We start from the raw sequence: 18,308 nt of genomic DNA on the forward strand, positions 1-18,308 counted from the left end.
CAATGGCAAAAGTATTTACGATAACAGAAGGGTTGGAAAATATGGGCGCATTACGCACCGGTGGGCAGGGTTCTGTATATAAAGGTAAGAGGATGGGTGCTATTCTTTCTGCCGTAAAACTACTGCCTACACCTATCCACGCAGAAAATGCAGAGGATAAGAATTTTAGGGATTTCCAGAATGAGGTAGAGAAACTAAAGAAAGTTAACGAAGATCCTAGCCCTAATGTGGTAAAAATATTAAACTCAGGGCTTACAGAAAGCGGGTCGCTGCCATTCATAGAAATGGAATATATAGAAGGCCCTGATTTGGAAGATCTGTTAAAACCTCCGCATAGTCCGATATTCACCATAAGAGAAACCATAAAACTGGCTGATCATTTGGCCAATGCCCTTGCGCATTGTCATAAAGTAGGTGTTAAACACGGCGACATTAAGAGCAACAACATTAAATTTAATACAGAAACAGGCAACTACATACTTCTTGATTTTGGTTTGGCTGTAATGTCTGATGAGCAGCGTCGTTCAAGTTTGCGTCATGCAGGAGCAGTAGAATTTATGGCCCCTGAACAGCATGATGGCATAATGCTATTCCAGTCGGATATTTATAGCTACGGCATTATTCTTTATGAACTATTAGCCGGCGCTGTGCCTTTCCCTCTAATCAATAGAGTAGAAACATCACGTAATATGGTTATGCTTTCGCATATTGAAAAGCAAGTACCCGATTTGATGGAGCTTCGCCGAAATCGCTTACCGGTAGAATGGTCGGAAGAAAAGAAAGCGAATGAAATGATGGTTCCTGCATGGTTGCTTCAGGTAATTGAAAAATGCCTCCAAAAAGATCCGGAAAAAAGGTTTCATGATGGTGTTAGTTTGTACGAAGCCGTTAACAATAACAATCAGAACGTACTTAACAACGAACAGGTTACCTCTGTAATAAATGAGTTAAAAACTGAGAATGAACGACTAACCAATTTGGTTGAACAGTACCAAAAAGCAAGCAAAGCAAAAGCGTATATGATTACCGGAATTATAATATTTGTTTGTTTAACTACCTTTGGCATAAATTTAGTCCTGAATAAACGGAGTACAAATGCGGTGACTGATAGCACCAATATTGTGAATAAACCAACACAACCGATAAAGAATCATTCTAAAACTGCACCTAAAAATACAGTTTCACCCGTTATACCGAAAGAGAACAAGGATAGCCTACGTACTGTTCCGGTAAGTAAAAAGGATTCTATCAAACCAAAAACAACCAAGGACGGATTGAGCAATGATGTTCCAGAATTTTAATAAAATAGCAAAATCACTATGAGCAAAGTATTTACCATAGCAGAAGGATTAGAGAACATGGGCGCCCTACGTACTGGTGGGCAGGGTTCTGTTTATAAAGGTAAAAGAATGGGGGCCATCATTACTGCGGTAAAGATACTACCCACTCCTATTCATACTGAAAATACTGATGATAGAAATTTCAGGAATTTTAAGAATGAGGTTGAAAAACTAAAAAAGGTAAATGAGGTTCCAAACCCAAATGTGGTTAAGATTCTCAATTCGGGCTTAACAGAAAGCGGCTCTTTCCCTTTTATTGAAATGGAATATATTGAAGGGCCAGACCTGGAAGAGCTGTTAAAACCACCACACAATCCAGTATTTACCATAAGGGAAACAATAAAACTTGCAGAACAACTGGCAAATGCACTTACCCACTGCCACAGGGTTGGTGTTAAACATGGTGATATAAAAAGTAACAATGTAAAATTCAATACGGATACCGGCAATTATATCTTACTGGATTTTGGACTGGCCATCATGTCCGACGAGCAACGCCGCAGCAGTGTAAGGCATGCAGGTGCCGTTGAATTTATGGCTCCTGAGCAACATGATGGTGAAATGTTTTTTCAAACTGACATCTATAGCTATGGGGTAATACTTTATGAACTTCTGGCCGGAACAGTTCCATTTCCACTCATAAACAAAGGAGAGACTGCACGCAACTCGGTTATGCTTGCACATATGGAGAAGCAGGTTCCGGATTTGTTAGCACTGCGCAGAGCACAACTGCCGGAAAACTGGTCTGATGATGTAAAGACCAGAGAAATGAACGTACCTGGTTGGCTGCTAGATGTAATAAAAAAGTGTTTAGAAAAACAACCTGAAAGGAGATTCGCTAATGGAATGGACCTTCAAGAAGCGATATTGCACCATAGCCATCACAATCCACCCGTAATTGCAAAACCTACAGAAACAATAGCGAGTGCAGTTTCTGCACCAAAACCTTCCGGAGTACGCGTTTCAACACCTGTTTTTGTTTTAATGATATTGGCAATTGCAGGGCTAGGCATCGTTTCAGCCTATTCTTTATTTTTTAAAAATATTGAGCCTAAAAAGGAGCTGGCAATCGATTCTCCACATGTTCTTCAACAGGACACTACTGCTCAAGCCGAAGAGGTTTTTCCGGATACGACCACAGAAATTAAGCCTATTATTTTAGATACTGCAGCTCAACAAGCAGACCAGGATAGCTTAAAAAAGGAGTTTGAACGTCAAACAGGTGCTAACACACCTAAACCTACACCTCCACCAGCTACTAAGCCTAAAGAAGGGCCTCAGGAGCCAGTGATATTTAGTGAAGGCAAAAAATACAGAATCCCTAAAACCACACTTTACTTCCATGAATCCCCAAATAATGATGCGCCAAGACAAGGAATATTCGGCCTATGGGTTAATTCAAAATTTGAGGTAATTGATGAGCAGGGTAACTTTATTTATGTAACACTTACAGACAATGATGGACAGGTAACAAAGGGTTGGTTAAAAAAGACAGACTTGAAGGAAGTTCCACAATAAATGCTTAAATTTCAGTACCAAATATTAAGCATCTCATTCTATGGCAAGGACTACTCCGCTTTCCGTCAATTATGCTGTACTTAAAAGTGCGCTGGATCGTCGTTTCCTTATACTTAATTCTTCTGTTAATAAAATAATATTTATTAGTCTGGTTACTGTAATCAGTCTGCTTTTCATGTACACCTTTGTTCCCTTCAACATTAACAAATGGTACGAGGACGTAAGTAAACTTGATTTACTTAAAATATTTAGTCTCTTTTCTCTTACCGGAGGCTTGACTCTTGTGCTTAGTCAATTTGGATTGAGGAAATGGCTCCACTTCGAAGACCTAACTTATGGGCAGTATTTCTTCTGGTTTCTTTGTGAAATAGTGATTTTAACCTTCGGCATAATGGGTTGCGACTGGCTGCTTAACAATCACCCTGATCTATCAATAAGCAATTACCTGGATACCTTCAATTACACCCTGCTAATAGCCATCCCTCCGTATATAATTTCACTTCTTATTTTGTTTGGTGCACAGCAATACAAACTAGCACACAACCTATCTTTGATAGCAACTGAGCCTAAAACATTTTCAGATAATCTATTGATTGGTGATGAGAATGGGAAAATCATATTAACCCTTCATCCCAATAACATTTTGTTCTTTAAATCGGAAGACAATTACGTAGATGTTCATTATCTGCTGGGTGGAGAAGTTAAAACAGAGCTAATCCGCACCACGTTAAAAAAGATTGAATCAACTTGTAGTTATTCCGGACTGATAAGAGTGCATAGGTCGTATACCATCAATATTAAAACAGTTTCTTCCTCAAAGAAAACACATAAAGGTTACGTGCTTCAGTTTGATCCTTTACCTGAGTTACAGATCCCTGTATCGGCCTCACATCAAAAACAATTTGAGCAATACCTTAGTAACACAACTTCTACGTTCCCACTCACCCCATTATAACCCTATTTCGCCCCAAACACATTCTAATCATTGTTAGGAGATGGTTTTGTAATCTATATTGCACTAACCAAAACCAAACACAATGAAAGTAACCAGACTATTTTTATTGATCCCTTTTCTCTTTTCATTTGCCAACCTAAACGCTCAGGTTATCAAAGGAACGATTAAAAACAGCGCCACACAGGAGGCTGCACCGGCGGTATCGATTCTTGTAAAAAACTCCTCGGAGGGCACTTACTCCGACGACAGAGGAAAGTTTCAACTGACCATTAAAAAGAAACTACCTGTTGTGCTCATCATCTCTTCTATTGGTTTTGAAACTAAGGAAATCGATGTACAGAGTACCTCTACCCCATTGGAAATCTCTCTTAATCCGAGCTCTATACTTGGGCAGGAAGTGGTAGTATCGGCCAGTAGAGTTGTACAGAAAAAGCTTTCATCTCCTGTAACGATAGAACAAATCAGCAGCAAGGAAATCAGCAACTCACCCCAACTAAACTACATGGACATGATTCAGGGTTTAAAAGGCGTTGATGTAACTGTTTCCAGTATTGGTTTCACCAGTATTTCTACCAGGGGGTTTAATACCAGCGGTAATACCAACTTTACCCAAATTGTAGATGGGATGGATAATCAGGCACCAGGTCTTAACTTCCCTTTAGGTTCTGCTATTAGTTTAACCCAACTTGATGTAGATAATATTGAGGTACTTTCAGGTGCATCATCTGCTCTTTACGGGTCAAGAGGTTTAAATGGAACTATGGTAATGACCGGAAAGGATCCATTTAAATACCAGGGCTTAAGCGTACTGATTACACAAGGGGTAAACCATGTTAAAAACAGTAATTCTTATGATCCCGTATCTCCTTCTCCATATTACGATTGGGCAATACGCTATGCCACAAAGATCAACGAAAAATTGGCCTTTAAAATTAACTCTCAATATACTCAGGCAAACGACTGGGTGGCTACCGACAGCACCAACAAAAACGGTCCGGGAAACAGATTTACAGACCCAAACTACAATGGTGTAAACTTTTATGGAGGAGCTACCAATGCAGATATTAATCCGTTCTTACAGGGAGCATTAGCAGGGGATCCGTCCCTTGCTCCCCTCATTGAACCTTTACTTGCTAAGCCTAACTATGTAGCCAGAACAGGATATCCGGAATATGGATATCTTGATAACAAGGCCAAGTTATTTAAGGTAAATGCAGAATTAAGGTATAAAATAAACTCTAAACTAGAAGCCATCGTGTCTGGCACTTATGGTACAGGAAACATTGTATATACCAATGACACCCGCTACCAACTAAAGAACTTTAAAGTTGGCCAATACCGTGCTGAACTGAAAAGCAACAACTGGTTTGTACGTGCTTATACTACTTCAGAAAACTCTGGAAACACCATAATTGCCGGCCCAACAGCCCAATACATTAATGAAGCATGGAAAACAAGTTGGGATGGAGCTACAGGAGGCTGGTATCCTGAATATACCGGCGCTTTATTAACTTCACTTGCCGGAGGAGCCAGTTTAAGTGATGCACATTTAGCTGCCAGGGCATTTGCAGATCAGGGACGTGCACAATTAGGCTCACCAGAATTCCTTGCACTTAAAGATAAAATCACCAATACCCCAATTTCACAGGGTGGTACTTTATTCTTAGACCGCAGCAAGCTGTACAATGCCGAAGCGCAATACAATTTTACAGATGTTGTTAAGTTTATGAGTGTAATAGCCGGAGTTAACTGGCGCTTATATAGCTTAAACAGTAAAAACACTTTATTCCCTGATAAGGATAAACCAATTAATGTAAAAGAGTACAGCGCATACATTCAGCTTGCAAAAAAACTGGCAGAAGACAGATTGAGTCTAAGCACCTCTTTCAGGTACGACAAAAACACGTTATTCTCTTCGCCTAAAGTAACCTCAAGAGCTTCGGCTGTATATGAACCTGTTAAGGAAAACTTTATCCGTTTCTCTTATCAAAATGCTTATAGCTTTCCATCAAACATTCAAGCTTTACAGAATACCCTTAGTGGATTTAACAGCTACTCATCAGGAGGTTCTTCATTCTTGCTAAACGACACTTATCAATTCAATAAATACCCGCCTTACACACTTGAAAGTGTAGGTAAGTATCAACAATCAGGCAATGCATCAGATTTAAAAAGATTCGAGTATAATGATATCAAACCTCAATCTGTAAATGCTTTTGAATTAGGTTATGCGGCATTAATTGGCAAGAGAGTAATGTTTGATGTATTGGGATATTTCTCTACCTGGAAAAACTTTATCGGTTATGCCAACGTAGCAAATACCCCCGGAACTGATGATGTAAATGCCTTTAAAGATCACAGCACTTATGTGCAGTATAACATTGCTTTTAATGGTGGCCAAACGGTAAATACCTATGGCTATGCAGCAAGTGTTAGTGTAGACTTATCGCATAACTTCTTAGCCAAAGTAAACTACTTTTCAGACAACATTAAAAACAAAAACAACAGTCAGGTAAATAACTTTAACACCCCTCATTACCATGTTAACATGGAATTTGGCAACAGTGGTTTTGGTAAAAAGCAGGAATGGTCATTTGGCACTACCCTACGCTATAAACCAGGTTACTTCTACGTTGTTTCGGGTGGTTTAGCTGAAGGCAGAGTGCCAAGTTCGGCAGTTATCGATGCTCAGGTAAGTTATAAACTTATCAAAGCACGTTCTGGAATTAGACTAGGCGCAACAAACATTACCAACAAATACTATTCAACCGGCGTTGCCAACCCAAATATTGGCGCTGTCTATTATGTAACTTATGCATACAACATCCTTTAATATGAAAACCATACCATCATTACTAATAGCGTTTCTTCTTACAGCTGCCTTATTTTCCTGCACAGGAGATAAGTCGAAGCAAAATGGAAACTACAAAACAACACTAACCTTTAAGCCAGGGGAAGAGCAAAAAATTGCCGAAGCTTTCTTGTCGATAAAAGACAGTACCCAGATTTTATTAAAACAGGGCACTTATAAATTCGACAACCTTAGCATCGCACAGGTAAACCACATTATGATCCAAGGCGAGGGACATGACAAAACTATTCTTGATTTTAAAGAACAGAGCCAGGGTGGCGAAGGCATCAGGGTAACCGACGTAAAAGGTTTTGTAATTGATGGCATGACTATTCGCGATTCTAAAGGAGACTTGCTAAAAATCAACAAGAGCCGTGATGTAACAGTTACCAATCTACACGCCGTTTGGAGTAAAGCCGATTCGACCAGTGGTGGTTATGCTATCTACCCAGTAATGTGCAAAAATGTACTGATAGAAAACTGTTATACAGAAGGTTCTTCTGATGCAGGTATTTACGTAGGGCAAACAGATAGTGCAGTAGTAAGGAACTGTAAGGCGGCCAAGAATGTTGCCGGTTGTGAGATCGAAAACACTTCTAATGCACAGGTATATGACAACGAATTTTACAATAATACCGCAGGTTTCTTAGTATTCGACCTACCAGATCTTTCCAAAAAAGGTGGTCATGTTAAAGCCTACAACAATTACATCCACGACAACAATTTCAGAAACTTTGCTAAAGCCGGCAGCTTTGGTACCTCATGGGGCGTTGGTAATGCCTCGCCAGGAAGTGGTATCATTATATTGGCAGCATCAGACATCGAGATTTATAACAACAGAATTATCAACAACAATTCATCTTCTATAACCATCGCTTCCGGTTTTGCAGTTGATGAGAAGGCCGCTGAGAAAATAAACGACAACTACTTCCCTATTTCTAAAAACATTAATATTCATGGCAATACAATTGAAATGGGACCTAAATTTCCTGAAGCAGCTTATGAGCACCGTATCGGAAAAATTCTGGTAGCAGTTGAGCAACAGCTAAATGCAAGTGATCCAACAAGAAAAAACAAACGAATCCCTTTCATTATGTATGATGGTATTTCGAGCAATATGTTAACTAAAGGAACAGGGGTTAATCCGGATTCTATTTGCATAAAGCAAACGGGCGACAACCTATTTGTAAACGCTGACTTTTTAAACATCAGCAACCCTAAGAACTGGAAACCAAACACCGACATCACCCCTTATATCTGCAAGTAAAACTAGTATCAATGCGTAAAACTTATCTTCTGGGGTCTATTCTCCTTTTCAGTATCTCACTTTCAATTTTAAGCGGACAGGGATGTAAAAACAATACAGGTCAGGCAGTACAAAACAATGGCTTTGTTTTTAAAGAAAAACTATCTGATTATGGTTTCTTTAAAAACAAGCTAAAGGATCTTAATCCTAATGAAGGGGTTTTGCACTACGACATCAGCACTGCTCTCTTTACTGATTATGCTGTTAAAGACCGCTTCATTGTTTTACCAAAAGGCACAGCAATGAAGTATACCAAAGAAGGTGCACTTGATTTTCCAGACTCAACCATCATTGTAAAAAACTTTGCCTACACGAATGTTAATCATGAGAAGATAATGATTGAAACCAGATTGCTGGTTAAAGACCCAACTGACAAGAACTGGAAGGTTATGAATTATTTATGGAATAAGGAACAAACAGAGGCAGTTAAACACATTACAGGAGCTAAAATCCCTATTACACTATTAGATAATGATGGCAACAAGCTCTTAACAAATTATCAGGTGCCAAACACCAATGATTGTAAGCGCTGCCACATTAAAAATGATGTATTGATTCCAATTGGTCCAAAAGCAAGAAATCTTAACATTACCGTTGCGGGGCAAAGCATCAATCAACTTAAGTCATGGGCAGTAAAAGGAGTGTTAAAAGGATTACCTGATACAGGAGTCGTAGCTGCTTTACCAAACTCATTTGATGCAAAGCACTACAGTCTGGATCAGCGCGCAAGGGCCTACCTCGACATCAACTGTGCACATTGCCATACCAAAGGGGGCGATGCATACAACACAGGATTGTTTTTAGAATACGAGCAGACCAATCCTAATCATTTAGGAATAAGAAAAGCCCCAGTATCTGCCGGTGGTGGTGCAGGTGGATTAGATTATGATATCATTCCTGGAGATGCTACTCATTCTATTTTGGCCTATAGAATGAATAGTATTGAACCAGGTACAGCAATGCCTGAGCTTGCCAGAACCCTTCCTCATAAAGAGGGTATAAAGCTAATCAGGGACTGGATCAACAGTTTAAAATAATTTCATAAACACTTCACTATTTAACCACCATTTCCTTTTTGCTAACTGTATGTGCACTAAAGTACCCCAAAGCATTACCGCTAATATTTGAAGGTGGATTACCCGGTGTTATTCCTCCAGGACTACCTTGCGTTTGCTGACTTAGCGTATTCCAATAAGTAAATAGATTCTTATCTATACACTGCATTTCAACATCTACATTATCCCCTGTTTTTAGCTCATTATCATCATCATTTTTCCCCGCATAAAACAAAACAGCAGGTACATCATTTCCATCAGTAAAACGATCATTCTCTGCATAAACACGCTTTGATTGATTGCCATTAACTTTTAACACAAATCTGTACTGATTGGCAACTCCGGCAGGGTCTTTATAATGTACTTGCGCCTGCTTCTGTTTTTTGCTTCCAAACGTAAACACCTTAACATCGAGCGAATCAATTACCACTGAGTCGGGCATGGTTGAAGAGGCCGTATAAAGCGTATTGTTTACATTTACTTTAAGCGTATAAGTACGCCCTGGCTCCCCTTTTAACGGCCCAAAGGTATAGCTACCAGGAGCACTTTCAGTAAAGATCCATGAACTACCTTTGTCATCAGTTACATTTACTATAGCCCCCTTAACTACAGGATAAGTATTAGTTTCAGTATAAGGTACCGACTGGCTTATTTTTATCGTTTGTTGCCCCAATTTATTGGTTATATTACCCTCTATCACCAATTGGTTTGCAGAAGTATTAAGCTTAACATCTATTACCTTTTCACATGAGCTGATGCTAAAAGACACAGCAATTAATAGACTTAAATATTGGATTTTTTTTAGCATCACTGTTAAAATTTAAAGTTATAGGTTACTGAAGGAATAATACCAAAAAGACTGATTTGTACTGCTTCAGTACGTGTTGGATCATTCTCTTTATCTCTGAATTGGATAGCATAAGGATTCTTACGGTTTAATGCATTGTACACGCTAAATGTCCAGCTTGATTTGAATTTCTTAGTTTCCTTAGCTTTTAATGTTGCACCGATATCCAAACGAGAGGTGTACGGCATTCTGTTTGCATTTCTTTCAGTATAATAATAAGTGGTAAGTCCACCTACATTATATTTTCCGGCAGGATAGGTAACAGCATTACCTGTGCTATAAATGTAGTTGGCAGACAACGACCATCGGCGACTAAGGTTGTACATGGCAACTAAAGCCAGGTCATGTGTACGATCTTGTTTTGCATTAAAATACTTGCCGTTATTGATTTTATCAAACTGACGCTCGGTTTTTGAAAGCGTATAGCTAAGCCATCCGGTAAGTTTACCTTTACTTTTTTTACCATAAAGTTCCAAGCCATATGCCCTTCCTTGTCCATACAACAATTCAGATTCTACATCTTTATTTGCTGTAAGTTCGGCAGCATCTTTATAGTCTATTTGGTTTTGCAGCCATTTATAATAAACCTCGGCCGAAAACTCAAATGTATTGCTCTCACTATTTTTGAAAAATCCTAGTGCTACCTGATCCGCAATCTCCGGCTTAATATTATTACTGCTCATCACATATTGATCTGTTGGAGAGCTAGTGCTCGAATTAGTAAGGATATGAATATTCTGTGTATTGCGGTTGTAAGATGCCTTTATTGAGTTTTTCTCACTCAAGCTATAACTCGCTGAAAAACGTGGCTCAAGATTAAAGTAATTTTTAACAAACTCACCGCTTTTATAGGTTGATGATGAACTAACCTCTCCTGAACCGTTGTAAGTATTAATTGTTCCGGGTCCTAGAAGGGAAAATTGACTAAGTCTTAAGCCATACAAAATATTGAATTTATCACTGATTGTCCATTCATCTGATACGTAAGCTGCAAACTCCAAACCGTAACGATTCTCTATTGAAAGTGGGTTAAAGCTTGAATTGGCCGATGTAGTAATATCAGATGGTGCTATTCTATGATGTGTTGCGTGTAGTCCGAACCTTAAAATGTGATTACTACTGTAATACTGGAGGTCTTCTTTAAAATTAAAATCTCTGATCAGCGATTTTACCTCCGCACTGCTTTTTTCGTCGAGCAATTGAATGGCATAACTGTACTTGTTAAAAATTAATGATGTATTTGAAAACAATCTGTTGTTAAACACATGATTTAAACGGACGGTGGCTGTTGTATTACCCCAATCATTAGCAAAAAGATCTTTGATTCCAATATTATCCTGTCCAAAATAGCCTGAAAGAAACAATGTATTTTTATCATCAAACTTATAATTCACCTTGGCATTAATATCATAAAAGTTCAATGTATTGTTCTTTAATGCTGAATCGCCTGAAGCTTTAAGCAAAAGATCTATATAAGTTCTTCGGGCACTAAACATAAAGGAGCTTTTATTTTTAACGATTGGCCCCTCTGCTTTTATCCTGGAAGCGATAAGCCCTAATCCACCTTCTAACCCATATTCCTTATCATTACCATCCTGCATTTTAACATCAAGTACAGAAGATAATCTGCCACCATATTGTGATGGCATCCCTCCTTTGTACAAGCTTACATCCTTTATCGCATCGGCATTAAAGGTTGAAAAGAAACCTAAAAGGTGTGATGAATTATAAACTGTAGCTTCATCTAAAAGTATCAGGTTTTGATCTGCTGCACCTCCACGAACAAAAAAGCCGGTATTTCCTTCTCCACCAGCCTTTACACCCGGCAATAATTGTATGGTTTTTAAAACGTCTTTTTCTCCTAACAGTACAGGTACATTGTCCAAATCTTTCATATCGATTTTATTCAAACCCATCTGAGGACTCTTTACATTTTCATTCTTCCGTTCAGTGGCACTTATTACAACCTCCTGTAAATCTGAAACCGCTTTAAGTTCGATATTAAACTTTAACGCTTTGTTTAAGGTAATGTTTTGGGTATTCGTTTGATAACCACTGTAACTTATAACGAGGCTATACTCACCTTCAGCTGCGGTAAGCGAATAAAACCCATATGCATTTGTTGCTATACCTGTATTTTGAGACGGACTTTGCAATTTTACAGTAGCTCCAATTAATGTTTCTCCGGTCGAAGCATCCCTCACGGTACCGCTTATGGCAAAACGTTGTTGTGCTGATAAATAAAATGGAGTAGAAGCGACAGAGAATAATAGAAAAAAGAGAAATAGTTTCATGCTGTTTTAATAATTAACAGCACAAAACTATCATATTAACTCATTATCACACTCAAAAAAGTGATGAGGCAAGTAAAATAAGTGATGAAGCGTACAAAAACCCTTTCGAACTGTATTTTAAAAGAGCTGAATACAATAAAACGCCTAGCTATTAAGAAAAAGTAATATTTAAGCTTTCATTAGCTTTAACATTAATCTTCTTATTACTCATAATCCGCAATTCAGCACCATCCTGCTTTAATTGAACAGGAATATTTTGAGCACCTAACATTACAGACACTGATTTAATAGTACCCGAACCTATTTTATTAAAGGCTAGTTCCTGTAATTGCAACTCACCATATTTCAGGTTTATAGTGTGCAACTGCTTAGCTCCTGTCTTTTTCTGCCCATAACTGCCCCAGCCATTGGCCGAAGTAAATGGTGCTTTAAAGTTTTCTGCATTCCAGGCCGGTGAGAATTTAATATAGCCTTTAGGGCCATGATACTCAAAACCACAGGCATTAATAAATGTGCCATAACTTGCCATAGCTCTGGCATAATGATCACTACATTCAATCTCATTAAATGGATTTCTTTTTGCTGCATGATATCTATCATGAATAGATCTGGTTAGAACCAAACTTTCTTCAACCATACCTTCTGCCATCAAATGCGCAGCTACCTGATGTTCAAATCCGCTCATACACTCATGGAAGTATCCCAGTTGCCAGGTTACATTCTCTCCAAATGGTTTAGGCTCATTATGAGGGTTCGTGTTCATTATCATTCCCCCTTCGCCCGGCAATGCATACGGCCTGCCGCCTACATGGGTTTTTATATATGCACCTACATCAGTAGTATAGTTATATTTCCATAAAGCTTTTAGTGCTGCAACGGCTTTATCCTTGCTCAATACTCTTGGCAACCCTACCTGAAATGCCCAGCTCTGACCATAAACCTGATCTATATGACAGGTGTTATAAGAACCCAAATTTTTACGCCCCTGCACCTTATCCGGTCTATGGATAAAATATTCACCATTAAATAGTTCCTTTTCCATATTCTTACGGCCATTGGCTACATAAGTTTCGCAAGTTTTAGCAAATGAAGTATCATTCATTTCTTCTGCCATTGCCTGACCAGCCCTTGCTCCGGCAATACAAAGCCCTACAATCCATGCAATCTCACCTTCCCATACTGCATCCAATGTATTCTCCATTGGCGTATCGGTCATACCATCCCCATTCTTATCCTGATCAAGCATAAACTGCGTTGCTTTTTTAATTCTTGGCCAGTTGGTTTGCAGAAAAGTATTATCGCCACTCATTTGGTGCTCACGATAAAACCTAAGAACAGTACCTGCCTGTCCGTCAATTGCCGGTCTGCTTTCATTTTCTGCGCGGAATATAATCGCTCCGCTATCCTCCTTAAAACCAACACCTAAATCTACACGATGTCTTAAGTCTCGCTCCAACTCCGGGAATATTCTGGCTACAGCCTGTGCATACTGCCACACGTGAGTACAAGTTCCGGCACAAGCACCTACACCTTCCCAACTCCAAAATCTGCCATCAGCGAACCGATAAGTATTGGCTGTTGCGAGAGTATCAATATTAATAAAAGTACGTTCCAGGAACCAGTATGGCAGTGTAGAGTCATTCCATGTGGTGCTCCACAGCTCTGTTGTCTTTGTTAATTTTTCAAAATTCGACTGCAAATAAGAACTTACTGCTTTGGCGTCTTTAAATCTGGTAGCATAATGAAATCCTTCTTCGGCATCCTTAACTATTTTTTTCAGGTTAACATTTGCATTGTTAAAATGCCAGCTAATTGAATAATCAGCCTTAACTGACTTTCCGGGGCTAAGCGTTTCTGTAATTTCAATTCCCCCAACCAATTTCCCCGATGCATCTTCAGATCCCGAACTGGTAACCGCAGCATTAAAATGTTTGTCGGTAATCGGCCAAGGCTCAATATCAGCATAAGTTTTTCCCTTTGCTTTATGTAGACTAAAACACATGGTTCCGCTGTCCTGTGCATTTTTCACCTCATCGTTAGCTGCGTCAAATGAAGAAAAAATACTACTTGAACTATCGGCTGTTAAAACTTCATTCTTTCTTTTCCCTGTATTTACCTTTCCGGTTAGTTTGTTAACCCCATTTTCCATCCAGCCTAACACTGAAACATTAATATTACTAGTGGTAGTATTTTTTACTTCTACGCGCAGAATGGTTGCCGGTAATGCAGAATTCTGTGCATCTAAGGGAATAAATGGAGAATAAACCTTTAGTTGCACTGCAACAGGAAAATCCTTACTAATGTATTTTATGGTAGCCATTGGATAAGCAGGCTTAAAAACTATCTCATCCCAATGCTCTTCGCTTAATTCTTTAATAAACGTTTTACCGTTAACAACAACTTTTACAGCAAAGCCCTGCTCTAAAACTCGTCTATTATTAGCAATAGCAGGTTCTATATAAGCAGAGCCATCCCTGGCACGGATTTTTCTAACTTCGGCTCCGTCATTCCAATTCACAGTTTTAGGATCTATACCTTCCTGTGCACCTTCAAAAGTTTCGTTATAGATTTGCCATAACCATAGTCTGCCATCTCCGCCAACATACACTGTTCCGGCATGGAGGCCGCCAACCGGCATTCCAATATATTGAAATTCATTTTTACTTTTAAAATAAGCAGTCTCTTCACCCCTGTTGTAAAGTGACCTTACCCATTTAGCATCTAGTCCCTTATTTGTGGGGATGTTGTGCAATGGGTAATCCAGGGCAAAAATACTTTTACCCCATACCGGGAATTGTACAGCAGCCAGGCCTGCAGTAAGCAAGCCGGCTTTTTTAATAAAATCTCTTCTATTGGATGATTGGTTAGGCATATAGATATATCTGGTTCAATTAACTAAAACTAAACAGTTTATATCAAATTATTTTGGATTTGCCAAAATCGCTTAACATTATGGCAATTTCATTTTATGTTCCGTACAATGCCATCCGTCTTTCCCACCAGCACCCCTGCTGAATGCAAATCGCATCAATATTCCATTTGCCGCGATGAACAATACAATCGCCAGTATGGCGGCAACTTTTGTGAGCGAAACAAGGGTCGGATTTCCCGAAAACCCACCAAAAATATAACCGATAATAAATACCATACAAACACCAAATAGTATTCGTACGAACATGATAACTGCGAATCCCATGATCTTAAATTTTAGTTATTAATGATTATTTGTTTTTACCTAATAATTCCTGATTCTCTGTTTTGCCCCAGTGTGGTTGAACGTCTGATTTCTCATTTTGGAGCAAAGCAAGGCTCTTGGTAGCCAACTGCTTTCCAGCCTCCTTGTCACCTCCCCACATTTTTGGGGTCTTATACATTTCCCAGGCTTTTACATAGATTGCTCTGGGGTTTTCAGGATTGAGCGCCTGTGCTTTTACACGGTACTGCTGAGAAAGCACTCCGTATTTTCTTCCGTGCGTCATAGGATTAATGAACACCTTTGTACGGTAAACCATACTCATCACAGTGTACAGCTCTGAAAGCTCCTTTTTTTGCTGTACTGTATCGAGTAGCGACTTAGCCATTTGTACCTGCTTTTCTGCGCGATTGCTAAATGGTTCTATACTTTCGCCATCGTCCTGATTGATAAAACCTACCTTTGCATTACAAAATGCGGCATAATAATACGGCAGCCAGTCTTTTTGTTGTTGCGCTGCAATTCCCAAAAATTCTTTTTCCAGCAACTCAAAATCTTTTGCCTTAGTTGCCTGATCTAATTTTGTTACCGCACTTTGCAATGCGGCGTTTCGTTTTCCTTGTTCCTGTGCCTCTGAAGTAAAGTAAACTGATACTACAGCCAGGATAATTAATGTTAACTTTTTCATGTTAATGGTTTTTAATGGTTAATAAATATTTATAGATTTTTGTCGAGGAAGTCGCTGGTGCGATCAATACCGAAGCTCATGAATATACCCGCATAGAAAAATCGGGTAGCAGGCAATGTTATGGGCACTTTATTGGCTCCATCCAAACTATAGTTATAGCCGAACACCTGTTTAGTCCCTAGAACATTATTTACGCCTACACTAAACCCGGAAACAGGTCTTTGCTTCCAACTGCCGAAGATTGAAAAAAGATGAGCAATCTGTAAGTTCATTACACTATAGGCTTTCGTTTTCCCCTGATCGAAGATTTTGTAAGCATTCTCGTCAATACTGTATCTCAAATCATAATACGGCCTTCCTGTAGCAACTGCATACGACACATTCACATAAGTATTGATCTCCTGAAAGTTCTTCTTAATGGCAACAGTTGCTGTATGTGGGGTAGCAAAAGCAGGTTGCAACGCAAACGGATAATTGAGGTAATTACGTTTGGTATCCAAATAGGTATAAGTTACCCAGTAATCAAGATTTTTAATCGTTTTTTTATCTCTGAAAAACAATTCTACACCCTGGGCATATCCACTTCCTTCGTTACTAATAACAGGCACCGTTTTTACCAGGTCGGCATACTGCTTGCGGTATACCTCTATTCTCAGAAAACGGTTTCTTGCTTTTTTAGTATAGTTTAGGATGTAATGTGTTGCCTTTGAAAATTTCAGATTAGTGCTCTGGTACAAGATTTCGTTTAAAGGTTCCTGGTAAAAAATGCCATAAGCCAGATTGAATTGTCCGCCGTCATTTAAACGATACGCAAAACTTGCGCGTGGTGCTATAACTGCCTTGTTTAACAGTGAGGAGTACTCTATACGAGCTCCAATTTTAGCTGCCAGATCTTTTGCCATATAAATATCCCCTTCAACAAAAGCAGCCGATAGATTGTCGGTAACAGACAAAGTGCTGTCCTTAGAAAAACCCCTATCTTGATTATAAAAATGTTCTGCTCCGAAACGTATTGCCTGGTTGTTTGAAAATGCATTGGTAAATACTATTCTGGCCTGCGCAAAGTTAGATCTGATTAGCCTCTGGGCATTCTTATAACTTAGTACTTCATTTTGAGGATTTACGGGTTGCCCGTCGGCATCTAAAAGGCCATTAATGGTATGATCTTTATTGTAACTATAGGCCAAGCCTGCATCAATTTGCCAGCTATCTGCTAAATAATCTTTATAACTAAGATTATTGTAAATGCTCGTTCCTTTTACCTGATAGCTGGATTTTAATGCAGCACTATCAATATCAGCATTACGCATACCAACATCACTGATGTTCCAGTTGGTATAAAACTTAACCATTCCGGTCTTCCCGGTTTTTATCCTAAAATTTGCATCACCCTCAAAGTATTCCGGACCACTAAAATAATCAGGCTTTTGCCTAACAATAGAATTATAAAATGTTGCATTACTGTAACGCAGCGTAGCGCCATAGCTACTTCTCTTGTTGCTCGATAACTGTTGTATACCTGCATTGAAACTGGGTGGAAAAATAGCAAAATAGGCTGATGATTTTTCAGGGAGCTCATTGCTTTCGAGGATCAAAGCGCTACTCATTGCCTGACCATACAATGCAGAATAACCTCCGGTGCTAAAAAGTATGCCTTTAAACAGAATTGGATTAACACGCGCGTACTGCTGCACACCCGGTACCTTTGGATAGTTCGGATTTTTAAGAAGCGTACCATCTATAAACTGTTTAGTTTCGTCGCCTGTTCCACCGCGAACAAACAAACCATCCAAATCACCAACTTGCTGCGCGCCAGGCAACGACCGTAAGGCTAAAGACAAATCAGCATTGTTACCTGCAACAGTAAAGGCATCCATTGCGGTAAGCGAAGCTCCTTTAGCCTTATCGCTCGCCTCAAAAGAACCCGCGCTAATGGTTACTTCATTAAGCGTTCTTGCATCTGGCTTTAAAATAATGTCCAGATAAATGGATGAATCTAAGCTGAGATCTTTTGTAAATAATTTATAACCTATTGAAGAGACAGACAGTATCTGTTTCCCTTTTAAGCCTTCAATACTGAATTTACCGGTGCTATCTGTTTTCCCTCCTTTATTTGAAGGACTTAATAAAACACTTGCAGATGGAATGGCCTTTCCTTGATCACTTTTCACGGTTCCTGAAATCCGGTACTGACCATAAGCAAAGGGTGAGGCCAATGCCAGCAAAATTATGGTTATGTATTTTACAGAATTTGTTTTCAT

General features: G+C 39.1%; 12 protein-coding genes. 6 read left to right on the forward strand and 6 right to left on the reverse strand.

Annotation, left to right across the window (positions count from 1 at the left end):
• Positions 1 to 2 precede the first annotated feature (2 nt).
• From HQN83_RS13535 to HQN83_RS13560, 6 genes are all read left to right on the forward strand, one after another.
• Positions 3 to 1,301 (forward strand): serine/threonine protein kinase, encoded by a 1,299-nt coding sequence (locus tag HQN83_RS13535; protein ID WP_173090892.1) that lies wholly within the window; start codon positions 3 to 5, stop codon positions 1,299 to 1,301.
• Between the two features lie 18 nt (positions 1,302 to 1,319).
• Entirely contained in the window at positions 1,320 to 2,858 is a 1,539-nt protein-coding gene (locus tag HQN83_RS13540; RefSeq protein ID WP_173090893.1) for a serine/threonine protein kinase, read from the forward strand.
• Positions 2,859 to 2,898: 40 nt separating this feature from the next.
• The gene (locus tag HQN83_RS13545) at positions 2,899 to 3,813 is read left to right on the forward strand and encodes a LytTR family DNA-binding domain-containing protein (RefSeq protein WP_173090894.1); all 915 of its coding nucleotides are present in this window, start codon (positions 2,899 to 2,901) and stop codon (positions 3,811 to 3,813) included.
• A gap of 82 nt (positions 3,814 to 3,895) precedes the next feature.
• Complete coding sequence (locus HQN83_RS13550) at positions 3,896 to 6,646, forward strand: TonB-dependent receptor (protein ID WP_173090895.1); 2,751 nt, start codon at positions 3,896 to 3,898, stop codon at positions 6,644 to 6,646.
• A gap of 1 nt (position 6,647) precedes the next feature.
• Entirely contained in the window at positions 6,648 to 7,931 is a 1,284-nt protein-coding gene (locus HQN83_RS13555; RefSeq protein WP_173090896.1) for a parallel beta-helix domain-containing protein, read from the forward strand.
• Positions 7,932 to 7,942: 11 nt separating this feature from the next.
• On the forward strand, positions 7,943 to 9,007 hold the full coding sequence (locus tag HQN83_RS13560) for an SO2930 family diheme c-type cytochrome (RefSeq protein ID WP_173090897.1): 1,065 nt from the start codon (positions 7,943 to 7,945) through the stop codon (positions 9,005 to 9,007).
• Positions 9,008 to 9,023: 16 nt separating this feature from the next.
• Here the strand turns inward: HQN83_RS13560 and HQN83_RS13565 are convergent, their stop codons facing one another.
• From HQN83_RS13565 to HQN83_RS13590, 6 genes are all read right to left on the reverse strand, one after another.
• Positions 9,024 to 9,833: a DUF4249 domain-containing protein gene (locus HQN83_RS13565; RefSeq protein ID WP_173090898.1), complete on the reverse strand. Its 810-nt coding sequence runs from the start codon at positions 9,831 to 9,833 to the stop codon at positions 9,024 to 9,026.
• Positions 9,834 to 9,838: 5 nt separating this feature from the next.
• Positions 9,839 to 12,166: a TonB-dependent receptor gene (locus tag HQN83_RS13570; RefSeq protein ID WP_173090899.1), complete on the reverse strand. Its 2,328-nt coding sequence runs from the start codon at positions 12,164 to 12,166 to the stop codon at positions 9,839 to 9,841.
• Positions 12,167 to 12,317: 151 nt separating this feature from the next.
• Entirely contained in the window at positions 12,318 to 15,038 is a 2,721-nt protein-coding gene (locus HQN83_RS13575; RefSeq protein WP_173090900.1) for a GH116 family glycosyl-hydrolase, read from the reverse strand.
• 78 nt (positions 15,039 to 15,116) lie between these two features.
• Complete coding sequence (locus tag HQN83_RS13580; RefSeq protein ID WP_173090901.1) at positions 15,117 to 15,362, reverse strand: hypothetical protein; 246 nt, start codon at positions 15,360 to 15,362, stop codon at positions 15,117 to 15,119.
• Positions 15,363 to 15,387: 25 nt separating this feature from the next.
• On the reverse strand, positions 15,388 to 16,047 hold the full coding sequence (locus HQN83_RS13585; RefSeq protein WP_173090902.1) for a hypothetical protein: 660 nt from the start codon (positions 16,045 to 16,047) through the stop codon (positions 15,388 to 15,390).
• Positions 16,048 to 16,076: 29 nt separating this feature from the next.
• Positions 16,077 to 18,308, reverse strand: a complete 2,232-nt coding sequence (locus HQN83_RS13590) for a TonB-dependent receptor (RefSeq protein ID WP_173090903.1) — start codon at positions 18,306 to 18,308, stop codon at positions 16,077 to 16,079.

Origin of the sequence: Pedobacter foliorum (assembly GCF_013266735.1) — a bacterium.
In the GTDB taxonomy this organism is placed as follows: domain Bacteria; phylum Bacteroidota; class Bacteroidia; order Sphingobacteriales; family Sphingobacteriaceae; genus Pedobacter; species Pedobacter foliorum.